Source organism: Nocardia sp. NPDC051756, from assembly GCF_040681495.1.
Lineage (GTDB): Bacteria > Actinomycetota > Actinomycetes > Mycobacteriales > Mycobacteriaceae > Nocardia.
Window position 1 is genome coordinate 85,672 of the sequence record NZ_JBFAYV010000005.1, and the last position, 18,826, is coordinate 104,497.

The window sequence follows — 18,826 nt, forward strand, 5'->3', positions numbered from 1 at the left end:
CCTCATCGCAATCACCCACATCGACAGCGCCGGCCACCTCACCCAAACACAATCCAGCACAGGAACACCCAACTGGTCCCACCTCGTCGCCGTCGGCAACAACCTCGTGTTCTACCGCGACAACGACGGCCTCATCGCAATCACCCACATCGACAGCGCCGGCCACCTCACCCAAACACAATCCAGCACAGGAACACCCAACTGGTCCCACCTCGTCGCCGTCGGATAAGCGCGGGCCTGACCCAACACCCGTCACTCGGATTCTCAGAACCATCCTGTCGCTGAAGCAGAGGCAATGATTACGGCACCGAGCGACCGCCTGAGATTCGGTCCGATTCGGGTAGCGATCGACCTCTGTTCTGAATCCTGACCTGCGGTCTGATGATGTCGACAGCATTATCGGCGGAGCGACGTGCGATATGTGGGTAGCGAAATCAGCGACGATGATGGGCGCCGCCGCCCGGTTCGAGCTGCGGAGGCCGGGCGGAAGGTGCTTCCGCTGCATGCACGACGGGTGCTCGCCTACCCATCGCGGAGGCCGCGGGACTGCTGCTTCGCGAACCTGGGTTGTCCCACCGGCGGAAGGTCGGGACCAGACCGGGCGCCTACCGGTCAGTACCCGGTCAGCGGTATTTCCGGGTGCGCGTCGCAAAAAATGCCCGGCCGCAAGGCACGTCGGCCACGCAGGCTCACGACGGTGCCCTGGGATCCCGAGACCGAGCGGATGGGCACAGCGGCCTGGTCGAGCGCGGCATCATCACCCGCACATGGTTGACGCACAACGATATTCCGCGCCGATTCGGCTGGGGTCGCTGGCCGAAGCATCCGCGAACTTGCGTGGCTGAATCGTCGCCCGCGAAGTCGCCGCGGCCCACTACGCCACCGAGCCCAACTATGCCGCGACCCTGACCAGCGTGATGAGACTGATCGAGAAGGTTCCGTAGGCCGATCGGTCAACAGAAGGCGCTCGGGGGGTTGACAAAGCGCTTGCGGCACGTCACCTTTGGTCGATGGTAACGTTACCAGACCCCGACCGCGACGGTCCGGCGGCGCCGGGTGAGCGGCGTCGGTGGCCGACGATGGCGGATGTGGCTCGCCGCTCCGGCGCCTCGCTGATGACCGTGTCGCGCGTGGTGAACGGTGAGCCCGGGGTTCGGGAGGAAACAGCGCAACGGGTTCGGTCGGCCATCGACGATCTGGGTTTTCGCCGGAACGACGGGGCGCGAATTCTGCGGCAGGGCAACGCGACCGCGAGTATCGGCCTGGTGATGGAGGACCTGACCGGTCCCCTCTACAGCACCATCATGGCCGCCGTCGAGCAGGTGGCACGGCAACGGGACTACTTGTTGCTGGCCGGCTCTGCGCAGGGTGATTCCGCGCGCGCCGCGAAACTCACGAGCGCGTTCCTCGCCCGCCGGGTGGACGGGCTGATCGTCGCGGCCAGTCTGGCCGGTGAGGTAGCGCTGGAAGCCGAGCTGGCACCGGAAACCAAGTGCGTCTTCGTCGACCGGCCGAGTTCGAGTGCGAAGTTCGATTCGGTGGTCGCCGACAACGAAGGCGGCGTGGGTCTGGCCGTGGCGCATCTCGCCGCCGCGGGCCATCGCAGGATCGCCTACCTCGGCGACGACGAGCAGTTCTGGACGGCCGGCCGTCGTCGAGACGGTTTTCTCGCCGCCATCCGTGAACACGGGCTGGACGCGACGAACCTCGTTGGCATGGGCTTGCACAAACCGAGCAGTCAGGCCGAGATCTGGCAGCGGTGGGCCGGCGGGCCCGAACCGGTCACGGCCGTGGTCACCGGAAACAACCGCGCCACCCTCGCCCTCATCCGGCATCTGCGTTCCGCTCCCGAATTGTCGGTCGCCTACGTCGGATTCGACGATTTCGACCTCGCCGACCTGCTGAGCCCGGCCGTCACCACGGTCGCCCAGGACGCCGAGCAGATGGGGGCGCGCGCGGCCGAGATGCTTTTCGACCGCATCGGCGGGCGGACCGAGAGTCCGCGTCAGGTCGTCGTCCCGACTCGACTGATCGTCAGGGAGTCGGGGCACCTCAGATCAAAGGAGATCCCGTGACCCACCCCACGGCGCGCCTGCGCCGCTACTCAACCCTGGTCGTGCTGGCCGGCATTCTGTTGACCACGGGCTGCCGCGGCGGCGAGTCCACCGCGGGCTCGGCGGGTGGCGGATCGGCGATCCCGGACAACTCCGCGATCGTGAACGCGGTGCTGAGCGATCCGATCCTGGCCGGCGAGGTGCCCGCGGCGATCAAGGGCAAGGGCACGCTCTCGGTCGGCTCGAATGTGCAGTCGCCGCCGAACAACTTCTACGGCGCGGACGGCAAGAAGGCCGTCGGGTTCGAGGTCGACCTCATCACGGCCGCCGCGAAGAAGCTCGGCCTCGACGTCGCCTACAGCGACATGTCCTTCGATTCGCTGATCACCAGTCTGCAGACCGGGCGCATCGACGCGACCATCGCGGGCATGAACGACACGAAGGAACGCCAGCAGAAGATCGACTTCGTGGACTACTTCACCTCGGGCATCACCATGATGGTGGCCAAGGGCAACCCCGAGAAGATTCGCACGGTGGATGACCTGTGCGGCAAGGCTATTGCGGTGGTTACCGGAACAAGCCAGCAGGAGTTCGCCAAGTCGCAGAGTGCGAAATGCACGGCAGCGGGCAAGCCGGCCCTCACCATCACCGACACCAGCAGCGATTCGCAGAACCAGCAGCAGTTGCGGTCCGGCCGCATCGCGGTGATCCTCAACGACCTGCCTTCCGCGGCGTACATCTCCCGTACCGCCGGCGACGGAAAGTTCTTCGAGACGGTCGATCAGGCGCCGCTCAACGGCGGTCCGTACGGGATCGGCCTGGCCAAGGACAACAAGGCGCTGACCCAGGCCTTGCAGAAGGCGCTGCAATCCCTCGTCGATGACGGGACCTACACCAAGATCCTCGCGGCCTGGCAGATCAGCTCGGGCGCGCTCCAGCAGGTCACGGTCAATGCAGGCTGATATCCCTACGGCCCGCCACGATCCGCCCGCGGTCGCCCTGCTGCCGAAGGTTCCCCTGCGGCACTGGGGCCGCTGGATATCCGGCGTGCTCATCCTGGTCCTGCTCGGCGCGCTCGGATATGCGATGTCGCAAGGCCAGATCGACTATGCGTCCATACCCTCACTGCTGACCGAGCCCATCATCCTGGAGGGCCTGGTCAATACGATCCTCCTGGCGGTCGTCGCGCAGGCGGGGGCAATCGTGCTCGGCGTGGTCATCGCGCTGATGCGGGCCTCCCGCAATCCGGTGGCCCGCTGGTTTGCCAGCGGCTACATCTGGCTGTTCCGCGGATTGCCCGTGCTGCTGCAGATCCTGCTCTGGTTCAATCTCGCGTTCATCTTCCCGCGCATCACGATCATGATCCCGTTCGTCGACGTCACCGTGCTCGACCAGTCGTCGAATGTCCTGATGACGGTGTTCGTCGCCGCGCTGCTCGGGCTCGGGCTGAACGAAAGCGCCTACATGGCCGAGATCGTCCGGGCCGGGCTGAACAGCGTCGACAAAGGGCAGGTCGAGGCCGCCCAGTCGATCGGCATGCCGCCCGCCACCGTGCTGCGCCGGGTGATCCTGCCGCAGGCGATGCGCGTGATCATCCCGCCGACCGGCAACGACTTCATCAACATGCTCAAGGGGACCTCGATGGCGTCGGTCATCGGCTACGTGGAGTTGATCAAGGCGGCGCAGAACCTGACCTCGCACAGCCTGAATCCGATGGAGACGCTGTTCACGGTCGCGATCTGGTACATGGTCGTGGTCAGCGTGGCCAGTGTCGGGCAGTACTTCCTCGAACGGAGGTACTCGGCTTCGGACCGATCGAACGGCAGCCGAACACCGTGGCGGCGGATCGGGCGATCCCTCGGCACCCCTCCGATGGTCAGGACCACTCCATGAGCGAACGAACTACGGGCACAACAGATCTGACATCGAGCGCAGCCACACAAGAAGACCCCGACGTTCTGGTCAGAGCTGTGTCGGTGCACAAGCGGTTCGGCGACGTCGACGTACTCGAGGGCATCGATCTTGTCGTCCGGCGCGGTCAGGTCGTGGTACTGCTCGGTCCGTCCGGTGCGGGCAAGAGCACGTTTCTGCGCTGCATCAACCATCTGGAATCGATGGATTCCGGGGAGATCTGGGTCGATGGCGACCCGATCGGGTTTCGGTTGCGCGACGGCCGGCTGCACGAGCTCCGCGAGCGCGAGATCGCCAAGCAACGCGCCCAGATCGCCATGGTGTTCCAGCGGTTCAATCTGTTCCCGAATCGCACGGCATTGGAGAACGTGATCGAGGGGCCGGTCAAGGTCAAGGGCATGCCGCAGGCACAGGCCCGGCAGCAGGGGAAAGACCTGCTCGAACGGGTGGGCCTGGCCGACAAGGTCGATGAATACCCTGGCCGCCTGTCCGGCGGACAGCAGCAGCGGGTGGCGATCGCCCGGGCCTTGGCCATGCAGCCCAAGCTGATCCTGTTCGACGAGCCGACGAGCGCGCTCGATCCGGAACTCGTCGGCGAGGTCCTCAGCGTGATGACCGAACTCGCCAAGGCGGGCATGACCATGATCGTCGTGACCCATGAGATGTCCTTCGCGCGGGAGGTGGCGGACCAGGTGGTTTTCATCGACCAAGGGGTCGTCGTCGAACTCGGCCCGCCGGAGCAGGTCATCGGCAATCCGACACACAGCCGGACCCGCCAATTCCTGGCGCGGGTGCACCAATGACCGATCCGCGGGCCGCGTATCTGGCCCAATTCTGCGAAACCACCGGCTATCTCGATTTCGCGCGCTACGGTCCCCCGTCGCGGGCCGTGGTGGCCGCGAGCGCCGCGGCGATGCAGTCCGGTGCGATGGCGGGCCCGGACACGGTCGACGATCTGATGGACGCGACCGACCGGGCCGTCCGGGCCGTGGCGCGGCTGTCCGGCTTCGCGACCTCGTCCGTGGTGCTGGTGCCGAACACCTCGACCGGGCTGTTCCAGGCGGCCTTCGCCATCCCGCCCGGGCCGTCGGCCGGCGAGGTTCTGGTGAGCGGCAACGACTTTCCGGCCAACCACTATCCGTTGGCGCGCGCCGATCAAGCCGGTCGGATCCGGCTGCGCGTGCTCACCCCACCCGGCGGCCGGATGACGCCGGACGTGATCGCTGCGGAATTGCGGCCGGAGACCGCGGCGGTGTCGGTCAGCGCCGTCGACTTCGCCACCGGCTATCGAGCCGACCTCGCCGGTATCCGGGAGGTCATCGGCGATCGGCTGCTGATCGTCGACGGCATCCAGGGCTTCGGGGTGACCACCCAACCGTGGGAGGTGTGCGACATTCTGGTGGTCGGTGGACAGAAATGGCTGCGCGCCGGCTGGGGCACCGGATTTCTCGCGCTGTCGGATCGAGCGCTGGAACGAGTCGATCCGCTGTTGTCGGGATGGACCGGCGCCGTGGATCCCACGCACTATGACGGGCTGATCCACCCGCACGCGCACGGTGCCGCGCGATTTTCGCTCACCAATCTCAGCCCGGTCGACCATGCCGCCTTCGCCGCCGCGCTCGAACTGGTCGAATCCGTCGGCCCGGCCTGGATCGAGCACCGCGTCGGCGAACGCCTCGACGCGCTACACGAAGCGCTACTCCCCTTCGACCCGATGATCCGTTCCGCCCTCGACCCCGCGAACCGGGCCGGAATCCTCTCCTTCGCACTGCCCGATCACCCACCGGCGCAACTGGGCAAGCGTCTGGCCGCCGGGGGCGTCACCGCCACCGTGCACGCCGGCGCCGTGCGGCTGTCGGTCCACGCGACAACCACCGACGCCGCCATCGACGCGGTCACCGCCACGATCCGGGAGTCACGGGCGGTGGGGACACCGGACGTGCGGTGACCGGCTGACGGCAGCGCGAAGAACAAGACTGTTTCTTCGTGAATTGCCGCTGCATGCTGGGGCTGTCTACGCAGCCGAACGGGAGCAGCCGATGTCGTCCACGCACAACGCCGAGGTGCCGTTGCATCTCGCGGGAAACAACGCACCGGTCACCGAAGAGGTGACGGTGGCACCGACCGCGGTGATCGGTGCGATTCCCGCCGAGCTGGACGGGATGTACCTGCGCAACGGTCCCAATCCGCAGACGGGTTGGTCGCCGCACTACTTCGCCGGCGACGGGATGGTGCACGCGGTGGCGCTGCAAGACGGGCGGGCGCGCTGGTACCGCAACCGATACGTCCGGACTCCCCTGTTCGCGCAGCCGGGGAGGTCCCGGTTCGATCTGGCTTTCGACCCGCACACCGGGAAACTGGATTACCGGGTCACCACGGCGAATACCCACGTGGTCGCGCATGCGGGGCGGCTACTGGCGCTCGAGGAAGGCGGCTTCCCGTACGAGATCACCGCCGAACTGGCGACGGTAGGGCCGTTCACCTTCGCCGACGCCCTGGCTACCCCCATGACCGCCCACCCGAAGATCTGCCCGAAGACCGGCGAGCTGCTGTTCTTCGGCACCCGCCTACGCCCGCCCTACCTGACCTACTACCGCGCCGCGGCGACCGGGGAGCTGCTCCAGGCACACGTGGTGCCCATCCCCCGCGCGACGATGATGCACGACTTCGCCATCACCGAGCATTACGCGATCTTCATGGACCTTCCGGTCGTCTTCGATCCGGTCCGGGCAGTATCCGGGATGCCGTGGCGATGGGACGACGACCACGGTGCCCGCTTCGGCGTAATGCCCAGGGACGGTGGACAAGTGCGCTGGTTCGACGTCGAGCCCGGCTACGTGTGGCACACCATGAACGCCTTCGAGGTCGGCCACGCGATCACGGTCACCGGCCCTCGGGTACGCACCCTGTGGCGGGACGGTACCGAGGACATCGGCGGCGGGTTGCCGCATCTGCACCGCTGGCGGCTGGATCTGGAGACCGGCACCGCCACCGAGGAGGCCCTCGATGACGCGGCGATCGAGTATCCCCGAGTCGCCGACGCCGAGATCGGGCAACGGCACCGCTTCGGGTATGTCGCGAGCTTCTCGCTCGAGGCCGAACCGGACCACTCGGCGATCTACAAATACGATCTCGCCGAAGGGATTTCGCGTCAGACCCATCGCCTGCCGCCCGGACACACCTGCGGCGAGGCAACTTTCGTCCCGCGCGAGCGCGCAACCGCGAGCGACGACGGCTATCTCATGACCTTCGTGCACAACCGCGCCACCGCCACCAGCTACCTGGCGATCCTCGACGCCGCCGATCCGTCCGCCGACCCGCTCGCCGAGATACATCTGCCGGTTCGCATCCCCACCGGTTTCCACGGCAACTGGATCCCCCACCACTGACCCCCGATCGCCGGTTCGCGCGGCGATCGGCGGTGCAAGTTCGCCGCATACCCGCGACGATCGCCTGCTCGACTCGGCACTTCCAGCGGCCCCCACTTCCTGGGGCACGGTTCGCGCGGCCTGGCGTTAACACTTCGACCGGAGGCACCGGGAGCAGGGAGTATCGGGCAACTAGACGGCGAACTTCGTTGATCGGCAGCCGATTTCCCAAATCCTTGCCGACGGGTGCCGTAACGGCGACTGCCGCACATCGATGTGCAGCTTGCACACCGAAATGGTGGCAGTATCGAACTCGAGGGGATCTCATGCGAATCAAATCACTGCTTGTCGCCGGCTTCGCGGCCGGCGTCGCCATCACCGCCAGCGGTTGCGACTCGCCGACAACCCCTCAAGCGACCCGAACCCCGCTGCCTTCGGCACAAACCGAGCAGACCACCCAACCGGGGCGACCGAGCGAGCCCGGCGGCAGCGTTCCCGAGCCCGGCGGCGTCCCAGCAACCACCGCCGTCCCTGAGCCCCCAGCCGTGCCCGCGACCAGAACCGCCGCACCGGACCCGGCGACTCCCGCCGACACCGCGCCGCCGAAATGCGTGACCGCCCAACTCCGCCTGGACAAGGGAATCGGCGGCCAGGTGGGCGGGACCTGGTTCCTGAGGTTCATCAACTCCACCTCGCGAACCTGTGTCCTGCAAGGGTTCCCGGGTATCTCGCAAACCAACGGACCCACCGGTGACCCGGTGGGCGAGCCCGCCGTTCGGGACCAGGGCGCAGGGGCGCCGCAGCCCGCCCCGGTCACGCTCGCGCCGGGCGGTGCGGCGCAATTCGAGTTCATCTCCTACCCCAAGCAGATCAACGAATGCGCCGCCGTGCGCACCAACACCCTGCGCGTCTACCCGCCCGACAACACCGAATCACTCTGGCTGCCTTGGGACAGCCTGATCTGCCCGAGCCCCCAGCGCATGCTCGTCGTCCGGGCGATCACGCCGCTGTAGGCGCAGCGCGCGGAATTCCGCGGCGAGGGCGTCAAGGGTGTAGTGGGCGTTGAGGCCGCTGGGGTTGGGCAGCACCCAGAGCGCGGTGTCGGCGATCCGCTCGGGTTGGGGGCCGATCGTGGTGCGCGGGCGACCGAAGGCTGTGCGATAGGCGCCGATACCGAGTACGGCCAGAACTCGGGGTTGGTAGTGCTCGACCCGCTCGACCAGGGCGCGTCCGCCGGCGCGCAGTTCGTCGGCGGTCAGTTGCTCGGCCTTGGCGGTCGTGCGGGCGGCCACATTCGTGATGCCCAAGCCCAGCCCGAGTAGTTCGTGCTGTTCGTCCGGCCGGAAGAGGCGCGGGGTGAAGCCGGATCGATGCAAGGCCGGCCAGAACCGATTGCCCGGACGAGCGAAGTGCTGCCCGGTCGCCCCGGACCACAGGCCCGGATTGATTCCGCAGAACAGCACCCGCAAACCGGGCCCGATCACATCGGGAATCGTCTTGTCCTGCGCCGCGGCCAGGTCCGCAGGCGACGGCCGAGCTGACGAAGCAGAACCCATTCCCCCACCCTCCCACAGCCCAGGTGATGGCCGAGCACGCCCTCGTCCGCGAGGCCCATGCCGAACCGCCTTGCCCCTTAAACCTTGGCTATGGACGGGCACCGGAGGTCCGTTATGATGTCGAAACCAGTGCGGACGAGGTCGGGTGGGGAGTTCTATCGGTGTGGCGTTCACCAAGTTCGGTCGAGTATCGAACCTCCATGCCCACAGCTGCATGTGCCCGCGGCGCTGTGCCGACGCCCTGTTTCCATGTGTTCCGTCATAGAAGGACCAATCGATGGCAGACCCCAGCGAATTCGACCGCCTGACCAAGGCCGCCAAGGACAACTACATCCGGCTGGAGCCGCAGGCCGCGCAGGACTGCGCCAAGATGTGCAGTCAGATGATCACCGAGCTCGACAAGGCGATCAACGATGCCGACCACCTCGCCACCGTCCAGGGCTTCGGCACCAACCTGCAGAACGCGACGGACCTCGCCAAGCGCTACAACGACCGCGCGAACAATGGTGACTCCTCGCTGAAGTACGCGCTGACGAAGCACCGCGAGGTCGTCAACGATATGCTGGAGACCTTCATCGCAGCCGGTCGGGCCTATCTGCGGAATGAAGACGCCACCACCGCTGAGATTTCCCAATACGATTCGGCGGTGGACGTTTTCCGGCCGAAGAAGTCGTAGGATTCCAGCCGTCCATGGAGGTAGCCAATGGGTGACTCGCCACCGCCGAGGAAGCCGAAGTCGTACAACCTGAACGAGTTCAAGCCGAAGGACGGGAACGTACCCAAGAGTACGGTGCTGGGCACCGACGACAAGGTCGGGACCGAGACCGGCGAGATCGCCTGGGAAACCTACGGCAAGACCCTGGAAACCCTTGTCGCCTACCGTGATTCGATCAACTCCACCTCGGTGCGCGGAATGGCGACGAATTGGCGCAATCATGGCAACGCGCTGCAAGCACTCGCCGGTAAATTCTCCAACGAGGTGAAGTCGAAGATCCACGACTCGTGGGATTCCGGCGGCGGTCGCAGCGCATCGGCGGCGGTACAGCGCTACGCCGATCAACTCTCGACCCTGCCCACGGTCATCAACGCGGTCGCGCACAGCCTGGACTACTCGGCGGAGGTCCTGGACAACACGCGAAACAACATTCCGGACGCCAAGGGCAACCTGGTCAACGGGCAGTCGATCATCAAGACCTCCGGCGACTACGAGAACGACCAGACGCGCGCGCAGATGAAGCAGTTGCTCACGCAGCGGGCCAACGACGTCATGAATCAGATCTTCGTTCCCGGCGGGAAATCCGCGGACGGGGCGATGCCGACTTTCCCGCTGCCGCAACCGGTGACGACCGGGCTGCCGGACCCCAGGTCACCGCAGCAGACCCCGGGACCGCCCGGGCCCCCTGGACCGCCCGGACCTCCCGGACTGCAGAAGAGCCAGCTCCAGGACCAGCAGAAGCTCCAGGAGCAGGCGGAAAAGCAGCGCCAGCAGGCCGAATTGCAGCGCAAGGCCCTCGAAGACCAGATGACGAAGGCGCGCGCGGACCAGGAGCAGCGCGCCCTGGAACAGCAGAAGCAGGCCCAGCAACAAGCCGCGCAGCAGGCCGCTCAGCAGGCTGCCCAGCAAGCGGGGCAGGTGGCGTCGCAGATCGGCCAGCAGCTCTCGCAGGCCGCCCAGCAGATCGGGTCGCAACTGGCCAGTGCGGCGCAGCAAGCCGCGCAGCAGGCGAGCCTGGCCGGCCTACCCGGTATCCCGAGCCTGAAGGACCTGGAAGAGCAGGCGAAGAAGGCGATGGGTACCGCCGGGTCCAAGGGCGCGGGCCCCGGTCCCGGTGGCGCACCGAAAACCACTGGTATCAACCAGAATCTGGACAAGGCGTCCAAGCTGTTCCCGCGCGCCGAGGCCACGACGACCGGCGCCGCCACCGGCGCACGGGCCGGTCTCGCGTCCAATGCGGGAATGGGCATGGGCCCCGGCCCCGGCCCTGGCGCCCAGGGGCAGCAGAAGGAGCACAAGCGCGCCGACTACCTCGATTCGACCGAGCACATCGAGGAGGCGATCGGTGACGCTCCGGTGACGTCGAAGCCGGTCGTCGAGCGGTGACCGTCCACCGGGGGCGGCTGACGTCGCTCGAGCTCGTCGTGCTGTGGGAGCTGATGTCGGATGACAGCCTGCCGTTTCCGCTGACGCACTGGCCGACGCACCAGTACGAGCATGACTACTACGAGGCGAAAAGGGCGACCGCAGAACGGCTTCTGGCGATTCTTCCGGAGGACGCGCAACAGCTGTGGGAGGCCGTGGTCAAGCCCGACATCGTCATCTGGGCGGCGGGCGAGGCGCCCGACGACGAGACGGACACGGCGGCGGTGACGCGCGTGGTCGGGCTGCGGCGCGAAGGGTTCGCCGTGGTCCTGGTCCAGGAGCCCGGCGAGACCGTCGAGCGCGGCGGGGACATCCATGTCTACGAGACCGATGTCCCCGGACTGGCGAAGGCCGTGATCGACCAGCTGCCCAAGGTCGGACCCGGTAGGCGCGGCGAAATCCCGATCCTCTCGGAGAAGCCGGACGGCATGGACTACAGCTACGGCTCCTCGCAGGTGCTCGAGGCGGCCGACTCGACGGAGCAGCGCTCCGACCGCTGGCGCAACGCGAAGGCGAGCCAGCTCGGCGAGCTGAAGGTCGAGCCGGGCAGCGCGGTGCACTGGATCCAAGACCGCCGTGGCTATCTGCTGCGCTGGCGCGACCTCGTCGACGACGGCCGCTACGTCATCGAGCCGAGGCCGAATCCGGTCGCGATACCGGTGGACGACAACGCGTTCGAGCGGCTGGTCAACCAGCGAGTCGTCGAACTGGTCCGGCGGATCCGGGAGAACCGGCCTACCGAACGCGAATTCCGAGTCGTCTGAGCATGCTGGACGAGATGGCCTGTGACACACTCGATTTCGTCCTCGAGACGCAGTTCTACGAGCACCGGCTGCCGGGGCTCGGGGCGGTCGTCGAAGTGGGTGATCAGCGGTGGGAGCTGGCGCTCGGCGTCTCGGACCTGAGCACCGGCGAGCCGTTCCGGATCGGCGACCACTATCGCATCGGGTGCGTCACGAAGTCGTTCACCGCGACGGCTGTTCTGCGCCAGATCGACCGGGGGCGACTCGGTTTCGACGACACGCTCGAATCGTTCGTCCCCGGGATCCCGAACGGTGAGCGCATCACGATCGAGCAGCTGCTCAATATGTCCTCCGGCGTCGCCAACTTCGTCGGCCTGCCGGACTGGCTGCCGACGCGCGACGAGCTGTCCTTCGACACCGCCGACGCGGACTGGCCGCAGGAGCGCAAGGTCGACCTGATGCGCAGCGGGCCTGCGACTTTCGCGCCGGGGGCGAAGGCCGACTACTGCGACAGCAACTACATTCTGCTCGGCCTCGTGCTCGAGCAGGTGACCGGCGAACGCGCCGCCGACGTGCTCAACGGCGATGTGGTCGCCGCGCTGCCCGGCTTGACCGCCACCGAATTCCCCTCGGCCGCAGCACTTCCCGATCCGCGTCCGACGATCTACACCCGCCTGCCCGACGGCCGCACGCTGCGCGAGCTCGGCGACATGAACCCCAATGTCCTGTGGACGACCGGCGGGATGATCTCCACGGTCGACGACCTGCTGATCTGGGTGCGCGAGCTGGCCGAGGGCACGCTGCTGTCCCCCGAGTCGCAGCGTGCGCGATTGACGCCGATCCACCTGGACCGCCGCCGCGCCTTTCATCGATACGGGCTCGGGGTGCAGCGCCTCGGCGCGCTGCTCGGCCACAACAGCGTCATGCCCGGTTCGTCGTGCGCGGTGTACCGCTATCCCGCCGAGGACGCGTCGATCGCGGTCGTCACCAACATGTCCGCGAACGTGGACGCGATCAGCATGGAGATCGCGCTCGAGCTGATGCGGACGCTGTATCCGAGATTCGTCGATGGCTGAGCCGGTCCCCGCCGCCGACCCGATCGCGATCGTCGGCATCGGTTGCCGATATCCGGGCGGCATCGCCTCGTCGGCCGATCTCTGGCGCTTCGCGGCCGAAGGCCGCAGCGCCACTTCGGAATTCCCGGCCGACCGGGGTTGGGATCGGAGCAGACTCCCGGCCTCGCTCACCTCGCGGCACGGAAACTTTCTCGACGCGGCGGACGCGTTCGACGCGGGATTGTTCGGCATCGGCCCGAGCGAGGCGCTGGCGATGGAACCACAGCAGCGGCTGCTGCTCGAAACTTCGTGGGAAGCCCTGGAACGCAGCGGCATCGATCCGTTGTCGCTCGCCGGCTCCGAAACCGGGGTCTATTTCGGCGTCGCCGCACTGGATTACGGCGGTCGGGTCGCCGCCGAGGGCATGGGATTGGCGGGCCACCTCACCACGGGCACCGCGCCCGCCGTCGCGTCCGGGCGGATCGCGTACGCCCTCGGGCTGTCGGGTCCGGCGATCAGCATGGACACGGCGTGCTCCTCCTCGCTGGTCGCGATACACCTTGCGGCACAAGGCTTGCGGACCGGCGACTGCACGCTCGCGCTGGCCGGCGGGGCGACGGTGCTGAGCTCGCCGAGTGCCATCATCGAGCTGGCCGAGCTCGGCGCGCTCGCCGAAGACGGCCGGTGCAAGCCGTTCTCGGCCGCGGCCGACGGCTTCGGGATCGGCGAGGGCGTGGGCGTGCTTGTCCTGGAACGACTTTCCGACGCTCGTCGGCACGATCATCCGGTGCTCGCGCTGCTGCGCGGATCGGCGATCAATCAGGACGGCACGTCGAGCGGGCTGACGGTGCCGAGCGGCCCCGCGCAGGAACGGGTCATTCGCAAGGCGCTGGCCGATGCCGGGCTCACGCCCGCCGACATCGACGTCGTGGAGGCGCACGGCACCGGAACGACGGTCGGCGACCCGATCGAGGCGGCCGCCCTGATCGCGACCTACGGCGAAACACGCACGGCCGCAACGCCGTTGCTGGTCGGGTCGGTGAAGTCGAACATCGGTCACGCGCAGACCGCGGCGGGCGTCGCCGGGGTGATCAAGATGGTCGAGGCCATGCGGCACGGGACGGTTCCGCCGACGCTGCTTGCCGATCGGTTGACCAGCGCGGTGGACTGGTCGACCGGAACGGTGCGGGTCGTCGCCGAGCCGACCGAATGGCCGTCGGACTCCCCCGTTCGGCGCGCGGGTGTCTCGGCGTTCGGCATCAGCGGCACCAACGCTCATGTGATCCTCGAACAGGCGCCGGCCGGACCCGCGACCGCGAAGCGGCAAGGCCCGCCCGTCGTGGTTCCGCTCGCGCTGTCGGCGAAGACCGGAAAGGCGTTGGCGGAGCAGGCTTCCCGGTTGTTGACGGTGCTGGATCACGAGCCGGTGGATCTAGCGTGGTCGCTGACGACCGGCCGGGCAAGCCTCGACCGCCGGGCCGTCGTCGTCGGCGCGGGCGGCGACGAACTGCGCTCGGGGCTGACCGCGCTCGCCGAGGGGCGCGCCGCCGAGAACGTCGTCACCACCGGCGGGCCGAGCGGGAGCGCCGTGTTCGTGTTCCCCGGTCAAGGGTCGCAGTGGGTGGGGATGGCGACCGAATTGCTGGACACCGCACCGGCTTTCGCCGAGCACATCGACGACTGCGCCGCCGTGTTCGCCGACCTGGTCGACTGGTCACTGCTCGACGTGCTGCGGGGTCGACCGGGTGCACCCGGCCTCGATCGCGTCGATGTGGTGCAGCCGGTGCTGTTCGCCGTGATGACCTCGCTGGCCCGCCTGTGGCGGTCGATCGGCGTCGAACCGGCCGCGGTGGTCGGTCATTCACAGGGCGAGATCGCGGCCGCCTACCTCGCCGGGGTGCTGTCGCTGGCCGACGCCGCACGGGTCGTCGTCGTCCGCAGCCGCGCGCTCGTCGCGATCGCGGGCCGCGGCGGCATGGTCTCGATTCCGCAACCGGTCGACGACGTCGGCATCCTGCTCGAAAAGTGGCCCGGCCGCCTGAGTGTCGCGGCGTTCAACGGACCGCGGGCGACCGTGGTGTCCGGCGAGGCGGCCGCGATCGCGGAACTGATCGAGCACGGCGAGGCCAATGACCTTCGGATCAAACGGATTCCGGTGAACTACGCCGCGCACTCCGCCCAGGTCGATGTGATCGGCGCCGAGTTGCGGTCGACCCTCGCCGGAATCGGCCCGGCCGCCGCGGAACAGGTGCCGGTACCGTTCTTCTCGACGGTCACCGGCGGCCCGCTCGAGCCGGCCGCGATCGACGCCGGGTACTGGTTCGAAAACCTCAGGCAGCCGGTGCGATTCGAGGCGGCGGTGCGCTCCGCCTACCAGCACGGGTACCGCACCTTCGTCGAGGTGAGCCCGCACCCGGTGCTGACCGTCGGCATCGAGGAAACGCTCGACACCGACCAGGTGACGGTCGTCGAGACCCTGCGGCGCGACCAGGGTGGTCTGCGCCGCTTCCTGCTCTCCGCGGCGCACGTGGTCCCCTCGTGGCGGACCTATCTCCAAGGGCTGCAACCACAACGAGTCGACCTGCCGGTGTATCCGTTCCAGCACCAGCGATTCTGGCTCGCGCCCGACGACGGCGGGGCCGGCGCCGTGCACCCGTTCATCGATGCGGTAGTCGAGCACCCGGAGTCGGGCGAGGTGACGTTCGCCGGTGCGGTGTCCGTCGACCGCCAGCCCTGGCTCGCCGAGCACACCGTCGCCGGAACGGTCCTGTTCCCGGGTGTGGCGATGGTCGAGCTCGTCCTGTCGGTCGGCGCGCGGGTCGGCTGCCCACGGCTTTCCGAGCTGGTTCTGCACGCGCCGCTCGCCATCGCCGAAACCGATGCGGTGCAACTCCAAACAATCGTCGGCCTGCCCGAATCCTCAGGCAGGCGGGCGGTCCGGTGCTACACGCGCACCGACGATTCGGCGCGGTGGACGCTGCACGCCGCCGGCGCAGTGTCGCCCCGCCCTCGCTCGGTTTCACCGGCGGTTGTCCCGGCCTGGCCGCCGACGGACGCGACGCCGGTCGACATCGCCGAGTTCTACGAACGCTGCGCGGCCCACGGCTACGAATACGGCCCGGCGTTTCGCGGGCTGCGTGCCGCGTGGGTGCGGGACGCGGAGTTCTTCGCCGACGTCGTGGTGCCGCTCCCGTCCGGCACGGCGGGCTTCGGCCTGCATCCGGCGCTGCTCGATGCCGCGTTGCACATGTTGATCGAACCGTTCGCCACCCGCGAAACCGGCAGGGTGACAGTGCCGTTCGCCTGGGAGGGCGTCGAGCTGTATGCGGTCGGCGCGACCGCGCTGCGGGCGCACGTGGCGATGCAGGCCGACGATCGCGCGACGGTGACGCTGTTCGACACCGCCGGATCCGTGGTCGCCGCGATCGATACGCTCACGTTCCGGTCGATCGATCGACGGCAGCTGGCAGGTGCGCCGGTGTATGGGATCGATTGGGTTCCGGTCGCGCTCCCGGAATCCGGTTCGGCACGAATCGGCCAGTCGGCCAAGGTGTTACGCTGCCGGACGACGCCGGTGACCGACGGTGATCTCCCCCGGGTCGTGCACGCGCGGCTCGCCGAGGTGCTCGAGCAGATCCAGCGGTGGCTGGCCCGCGAGGACGACACCACGCTCGTCGTTGTCACCTGCCGGGCGGTCGCGGTGCACAGCGGCGAGGACGTGGAAGATCTGGTGCACGCGCCGGTGTGGGGGCTGCTGCGGGCGGCGCAGAACGAGCACCCGGGGCGCATCGTGCTCGTGGATGTCGACGATTGGGTCCACCGCCGCGCGGCGATCGCGGCGGCGTTGGCCGGCGACGAACCACAGCTCGCGTACCGACGCGGAAACACTTACGCGCCCAGGCTGGTTCGCGCCCGTGTCGACATGGTCGACGAACCCGAATTGCTCGAGGCCGGGCCGTGGCAGTTGCGGACCGCCGGTACCGGCACGCTGCAGTCGGCCAACCTGCGCCTGGATGCACCGGAAGAGGCGGACCGGGCGCTGCGGGACGGCGAGGTCCGGATCGCGGTGCGCGCGGCGGGGCTGAACTTCCGCGACGTCGTGATCGCGCTCGGCATGTACGACGAGGCCCGCGCCGACGTCCACGCCGAGATCGGCGCCGACGGAGCCGGTGTCGTGGTCGAGGTCGCCGCCGACGTCACGACGCTCGCGCCGGGCGACCGGGTGATGGGACTGCTGGGTCCGATCGCCTCGACCGCGATCGTCGATCACCGGCTGGTGGTGCCGATTCCGGCGGGCCTGTCGTTCGCCGAGGCCGCCACCACGCCCGCGGTGTTCCTCACCGTCTATCTCGCCCTGCGTGACCTGGCGCGACTGGTGCCGGGCGAGCGGTTACTGGTGCATGCGGCGACCGGCGGGGTCGGCCTCGCCGCGATCGCGCTGGCGCGGCATTGGGGCGCGGAACTCTTCGTCACGGCGAGCCCGGGCAAGCAGCACGCGTTGCGGGCGCTCGGATTCGACGACGCCCACATCGGCGACTCGCGCACGCTCGAGTTCGAGCACGCCTTCCTCGCGACCACCGCCGGGGCCGGCGTGGATGTCGTACTCGACTCGCTCGCAGGCGATTTCGTCGACGCGTCACTGCGATTGCTGCCCCGCGGCGGCCGGTTCATCGAGCTGGGCAAGACCGACCTCCGCGACGCGGCGGCCGTCGCGGCGACGCACCCCGGCGTGACATACCAGGCCTTCGACGTGCTCGACGTCGGCGTCGAGCGGATCCAGCAGGCGCTGGCCGATATCGCCGCGATGTTCGAATCCGGGGTCTTGCGGCCGTTGCCGGTCGGCAGCTGGGACATCCGCCGTGCGCCGGAAGCGCTGCGCTACCTCGGTCACGCGCGGCACATCGGCAAGCTGGCGCTCACGATCCCGGCCGAACCGCCGCGGACGGGCACCGTGCTGATCACCGGCGGCACCGGTGCCATCGGCGCGCTGCTCGCGCGGCACCTGGTGAGCCGGCACGGGGTCCGAAACCTCGTGCTGCTCAGCCGCCGTGGCCTCGAGACCCCCGGCGCGGCACAACTGCACGGTGAGCTCAGCGCGCTCGGGGCGGCCGTGCAGATCGTGGCATGCGATGTCGCGCAGCGTGATTCGTTGCGGGCGGCGATCGCGCAGATCGACCCGCCGTTGACCGGCGTGATCCACGCCGCGGGCGTCCTCGACGACGCGGTGCTCGACACGGTGACCCCGCAGCAGCTCGAGACCGTGCTCCGGCCGAAGGTCGACGCTGCCTGGAATCTGCACGAGGCGACCGCCGCGGCGGAGCTGTCGATGTTCGTCCTGTGCTCCTCGATCGCGGGCGTCATCGGCCCGGCCGGTCAGGCGAACTATGCCGCGGCCAACACGTTCCTCGACGCGCTCGCCGCGCACCGAGGCCAGCTCGGCCTGCCCGCCGTCTCGCTCGGCTTCGGCTTCTGGGCCGCGGCGACCGGCATGACCGGGCATCTCCGCGAGCAGGATCGGACGCGGGTGACCCGCGGCGGGCTCGTCGCGATGTCGTCGGCCGAGGCCCTCGACCTGTTCGACGAGGCCATCGGGCTCGGCCGCCCCTTCGTGCTGCCCGCCCGGCTGAACATCGCCGCCATGCAGTCGGGCGAGATCCTGCCCGCGCTGGCTCGCGGCCTGGTGCGGGCCGCGCCGAAGGCAGGCGGCACGCCGGGCGTGCCCACCCTCGGCCGCCTCGCCGGACTCGATCCCACCCAACGCCGCGAGCAGGTGCTCGCCCTCGTCCGCTCCACCGCCGCCGCGGTGCTCGGCTACGACGGCCCCGCCGCCATCGGCATCGACCAGTCCTTCAAAGACCTCGGCTTCGACTCCCTCGGCGCCGTAGAGTTCCGCAACCGCCTACGCGCCGCCCTCGGCATCTCCCTACCCACCACGATCGTCTTCGAATACCCCACCGCCGCAACCCTGACCGATCACCTCTACACGGCACTGGAATGAT

14 protein-coding genes are annotated in these 18,826 nt (G+C 68.5%); 13 read left to right on the forward strand and 1 reads right to left on the reverse strand.

Going from position 1 to position 18,826, the window contains the following annotated elements:
* From AB0M22_RS22475 to AB0M22_RS22510, 8 genes are all read left to right on the forward strand, one after another.
* On the forward strand, window positions 1-229 hold a 229-nt coding region (locus AB0M22_RS22475), incomplete at its 5' end, for a hypothetical protein (RefSeq protein ID WP_364730030.1).
* 850 nt (window positions 230-1,079) lie between these two features.
* Window positions 1,080-2,075 (forward strand): LacI family DNA-binding transcriptional regulator, encoded by a 996-nt coding sequence (locus AB0M22_RS22480; protein ID WP_364730033.1) that lies wholly within the window; start codon window positions 1,080-1,082, stop codon window positions 2,073-2,075.
* Window positions 2,072-3,016 carry an ABC transporter substrate-binding protein gene (locus AB0M22_RS22485; protein ID WP_364730036.1) on the forward strand — a complete coding sequence of 315 codons (945 nt, stop codon included), beginning with the start codon at window positions 2,072-2,074 and terminating at the stop codon, window positions 3,014-3,016. Before AB0M22_RS22480 ends, AB0M22_RS22485 begins: the two co-directional genes overlap by 4 nt.
* Window positions 3,006-3,947 carry an amino acid ABC transporter permease gene (locus AB0M22_RS22490; protein WP_364730039.1) on the forward strand — a complete coding sequence of 314 codons (942 nt, stop codon included), beginning with the start codon at window positions 3,006-3,008 and terminating at the stop codon, window positions 3,945-3,947. The genes AB0M22_RS22485 and AB0M22_RS22490 overlap by 11 nt, the downstream gene beginning before the upstream one ends.
* A complete protein-coding gene (locus AB0M22_RS22495) occupies window positions 3,944-4,768 on the forward strand; it encodes an amino acid ABC transporter ATP-binding protein (protein WP_364730041.1) in 825 nt (274 codons plus the stop codon). Before AB0M22_RS22490 ends, AB0M22_RS22495 begins: the two co-directional genes overlap by 4 nt.
* Window positions 4,765-5,913, forward strand: coding sequence for an aminotransferase class V-fold PLP-dependent enzyme (locus AB0M22_RS22500; protein ID WP_364730044.1), 1,149 nt, complete (start codon window positions 4,765-4,767; stop codon window positions 5,911-5,913). Before AB0M22_RS22495 ends, AB0M22_RS22500 begins: the two co-directional genes overlap by 4 nt.
* A gap of 91 nt (window positions 5,914-6,004) precedes the next feature.
* A complete protein-coding gene (locus AB0M22_RS22505) occupies window positions 6,005-7,354 on the forward strand; it encodes a carotenoid oxygenase family protein (protein ID WP_364730046.1) in 1,350 nt (449 codons plus the stop codon).
* A 305-nt stretch (window positions 7,355-7,659) separates the two neighbouring features.
* Window positions 7,660-8,346: a DUF4232 domain-containing protein gene (locus tag AB0M22_RS22510; RefSeq protein WP_364730049.1), complete on the forward strand. Its 687-nt coding sequence runs from the start codon at window positions 7,660-7,662 to the stop codon at window positions 8,344-8,346.
* On the opposite strand, the gene mug is transcribed toward AB0M22_RS22510, so the two are convergent.
* On the reverse strand, window positions 8,266-8,889 hold the full coding sequence (gene mug, locus AB0M22_RS22515; RefSeq protein WP_364730052.1) for a G/U mismatch-specific DNA glycosylase: 624 nt from the start codon (window positions 8,887-8,889) through the stop codon (window positions 8,266-8,268). The genes AB0M22_RS22510 and mug overlap by 81 nt on opposite strands.
* 277 nt (window positions 8,890-9,166) lie before the next feature.
* Here mug and AB0M22_RS22520 point away from each other — a divergent pair, with 277 nt between their 5' ends.
* Genes AB0M22_RS22520 through AB0M22_RS22540 form a run of 5 tightly spaced genes read left to right on the forward strand, consistent with a single transcriptional unit; the run spans window position 9,167 to window position 18,825 of the window.
* Window positions 9,167-9,565 carry a hypothetical protein gene (locus tag AB0M22_RS22520; RefSeq protein WP_364730055.1) on the forward strand — a complete coding sequence of 133 codons (399 nt, stop codon included), beginning with the start codon at window positions 9,167-9,169 and terminating at the stop codon, window positions 9,563-9,565.
* Between the two features lie 27 nt (window positions 9,566-9,592).
* Entirely contained in the window at window positions 9,593-10,990 is a 1,398-nt protein-coding gene (locus AB0M22_RS22525) for a hypothetical protein (RefSeq protein ID WP_364730058.1), read from the forward strand.
* Window positions 10,987-11,793 (forward strand): ESX secretion-associated protein EspG, encoded by an 807-nt coding sequence (locus AB0M22_RS22530; protein WP_364730061.1) that lies wholly within the window; start codon window positions 10,987-10,989, stop codon window positions 11,791-11,793. Before AB0M22_RS22525 ends, AB0M22_RS22530 begins: the two co-directional genes overlap by 4 nt.
* A 14-nt stretch (window positions 11,794-11,807) precedes the next feature.
* A complete protein-coding gene (locus AB0M22_RS22535) occupies window positions 11,808-12,848 on the forward strand; it encodes a serine hydrolase domain-containing protein (protein ID WP_364730064.1) in 1,041 nt (346 codons plus the stop codon).
* On the forward strand, window positions 12,841-18,825 hold the full coding sequence (locus AB0M22_RS22540; RefSeq protein ID WP_364730067.1) for an SDR family NAD(P)-dependent oxidoreductase: 5,985 nt from the start codon (window positions 12,841-12,843) through the stop codon (window positions 18,823-18,825). Before AB0M22_RS22535 ends, AB0M22_RS22540 begins: the two co-directional genes overlap by 8 nt.
* Window position 18,826: the final 1 nt, after the last annotated feature.

Excerpts from the sequence above, each read along its gene's own strand:
- AB0M22_RS22480 (WP_364730033.1), top strand. The coding sequence starts at position 1,080 with ATGGCGGATGTGGCTCGCCGCTCCGGCGCCTCGCTGATGACCGTGTCG.
- AB0M22_RS22490 (WP_364730039.1), top strand. The coding sequence starts at position 3,006 with ATGCAGGCTGATATCCCTACGGCCCGCCACGATCCGCCCGCGGTCGCC.
- AB0M22_RS22495 (WP_364730041.1), top strand. The coding sequence starts at position 3,944 with ATGAGCGAACGAACTACGGGCACAACAGATCTGACATCGAGCGCAGCC.
- AB0M22_RS22500 (WP_364730044.1), top strand. The coding sequence starts at position 4,765 with ATGACCGATCCGCGGGCCGCGTATCTGGCCCAATTCTGCGAAACCACC.
- AB0M22_RS22505 (WP_364730046.1), top strand. The coding sequence starts at position 6,005 with ATGTCGTCCACGCACAACGCCGAGGTGCCGTTGCATCTCGCGGGAAAC.
- AB0M22_RS22510 (WP_364730049.1), top strand. The coding sequence starts at position 7,660 with ATGCGAATCAAATCACTGCTTGTCGCCGGCTTCGCGGCCGGCGTCGCC.
- mug (WP_364730052.1), bottom strand. The coding sequence starts at position 8,889 with ATGGGTTCTGCTTCGTCAGCTCGGCCGTCGCCTGCGGACCTGGCCGCG.
- AB0M22_RS22520 (WP_364730055.1), top strand. The coding sequence starts at position 9,167 with ATGGCAGACCCCAGCGAATTCGACCGCCTGACCAAGGCCGCCAAGGAC.
- AB0M22_RS22525 (WP_364730058.1), top strand. The coding sequence starts at position 9,593 with ATGGGTGACTCGCCACCGCCGAGGAAGCCGAAGTCGTACAACCTGAAC.
- AB0M22_RS22535 (WP_364730064.1), top strand. The coding sequence starts at position 11,808 with ATGGCCTGTGACACACTCGATTTCGTCCTCGAGACGCAGTTCTACGAG.
- AB0M22_RS22540 (WP_364730067.1), top strand. The coding sequence starts at position 12,841 with ATGGCTGAGCCGGTCCCCGCCGCCGACCCGATCGCGATCGTCGGCATC.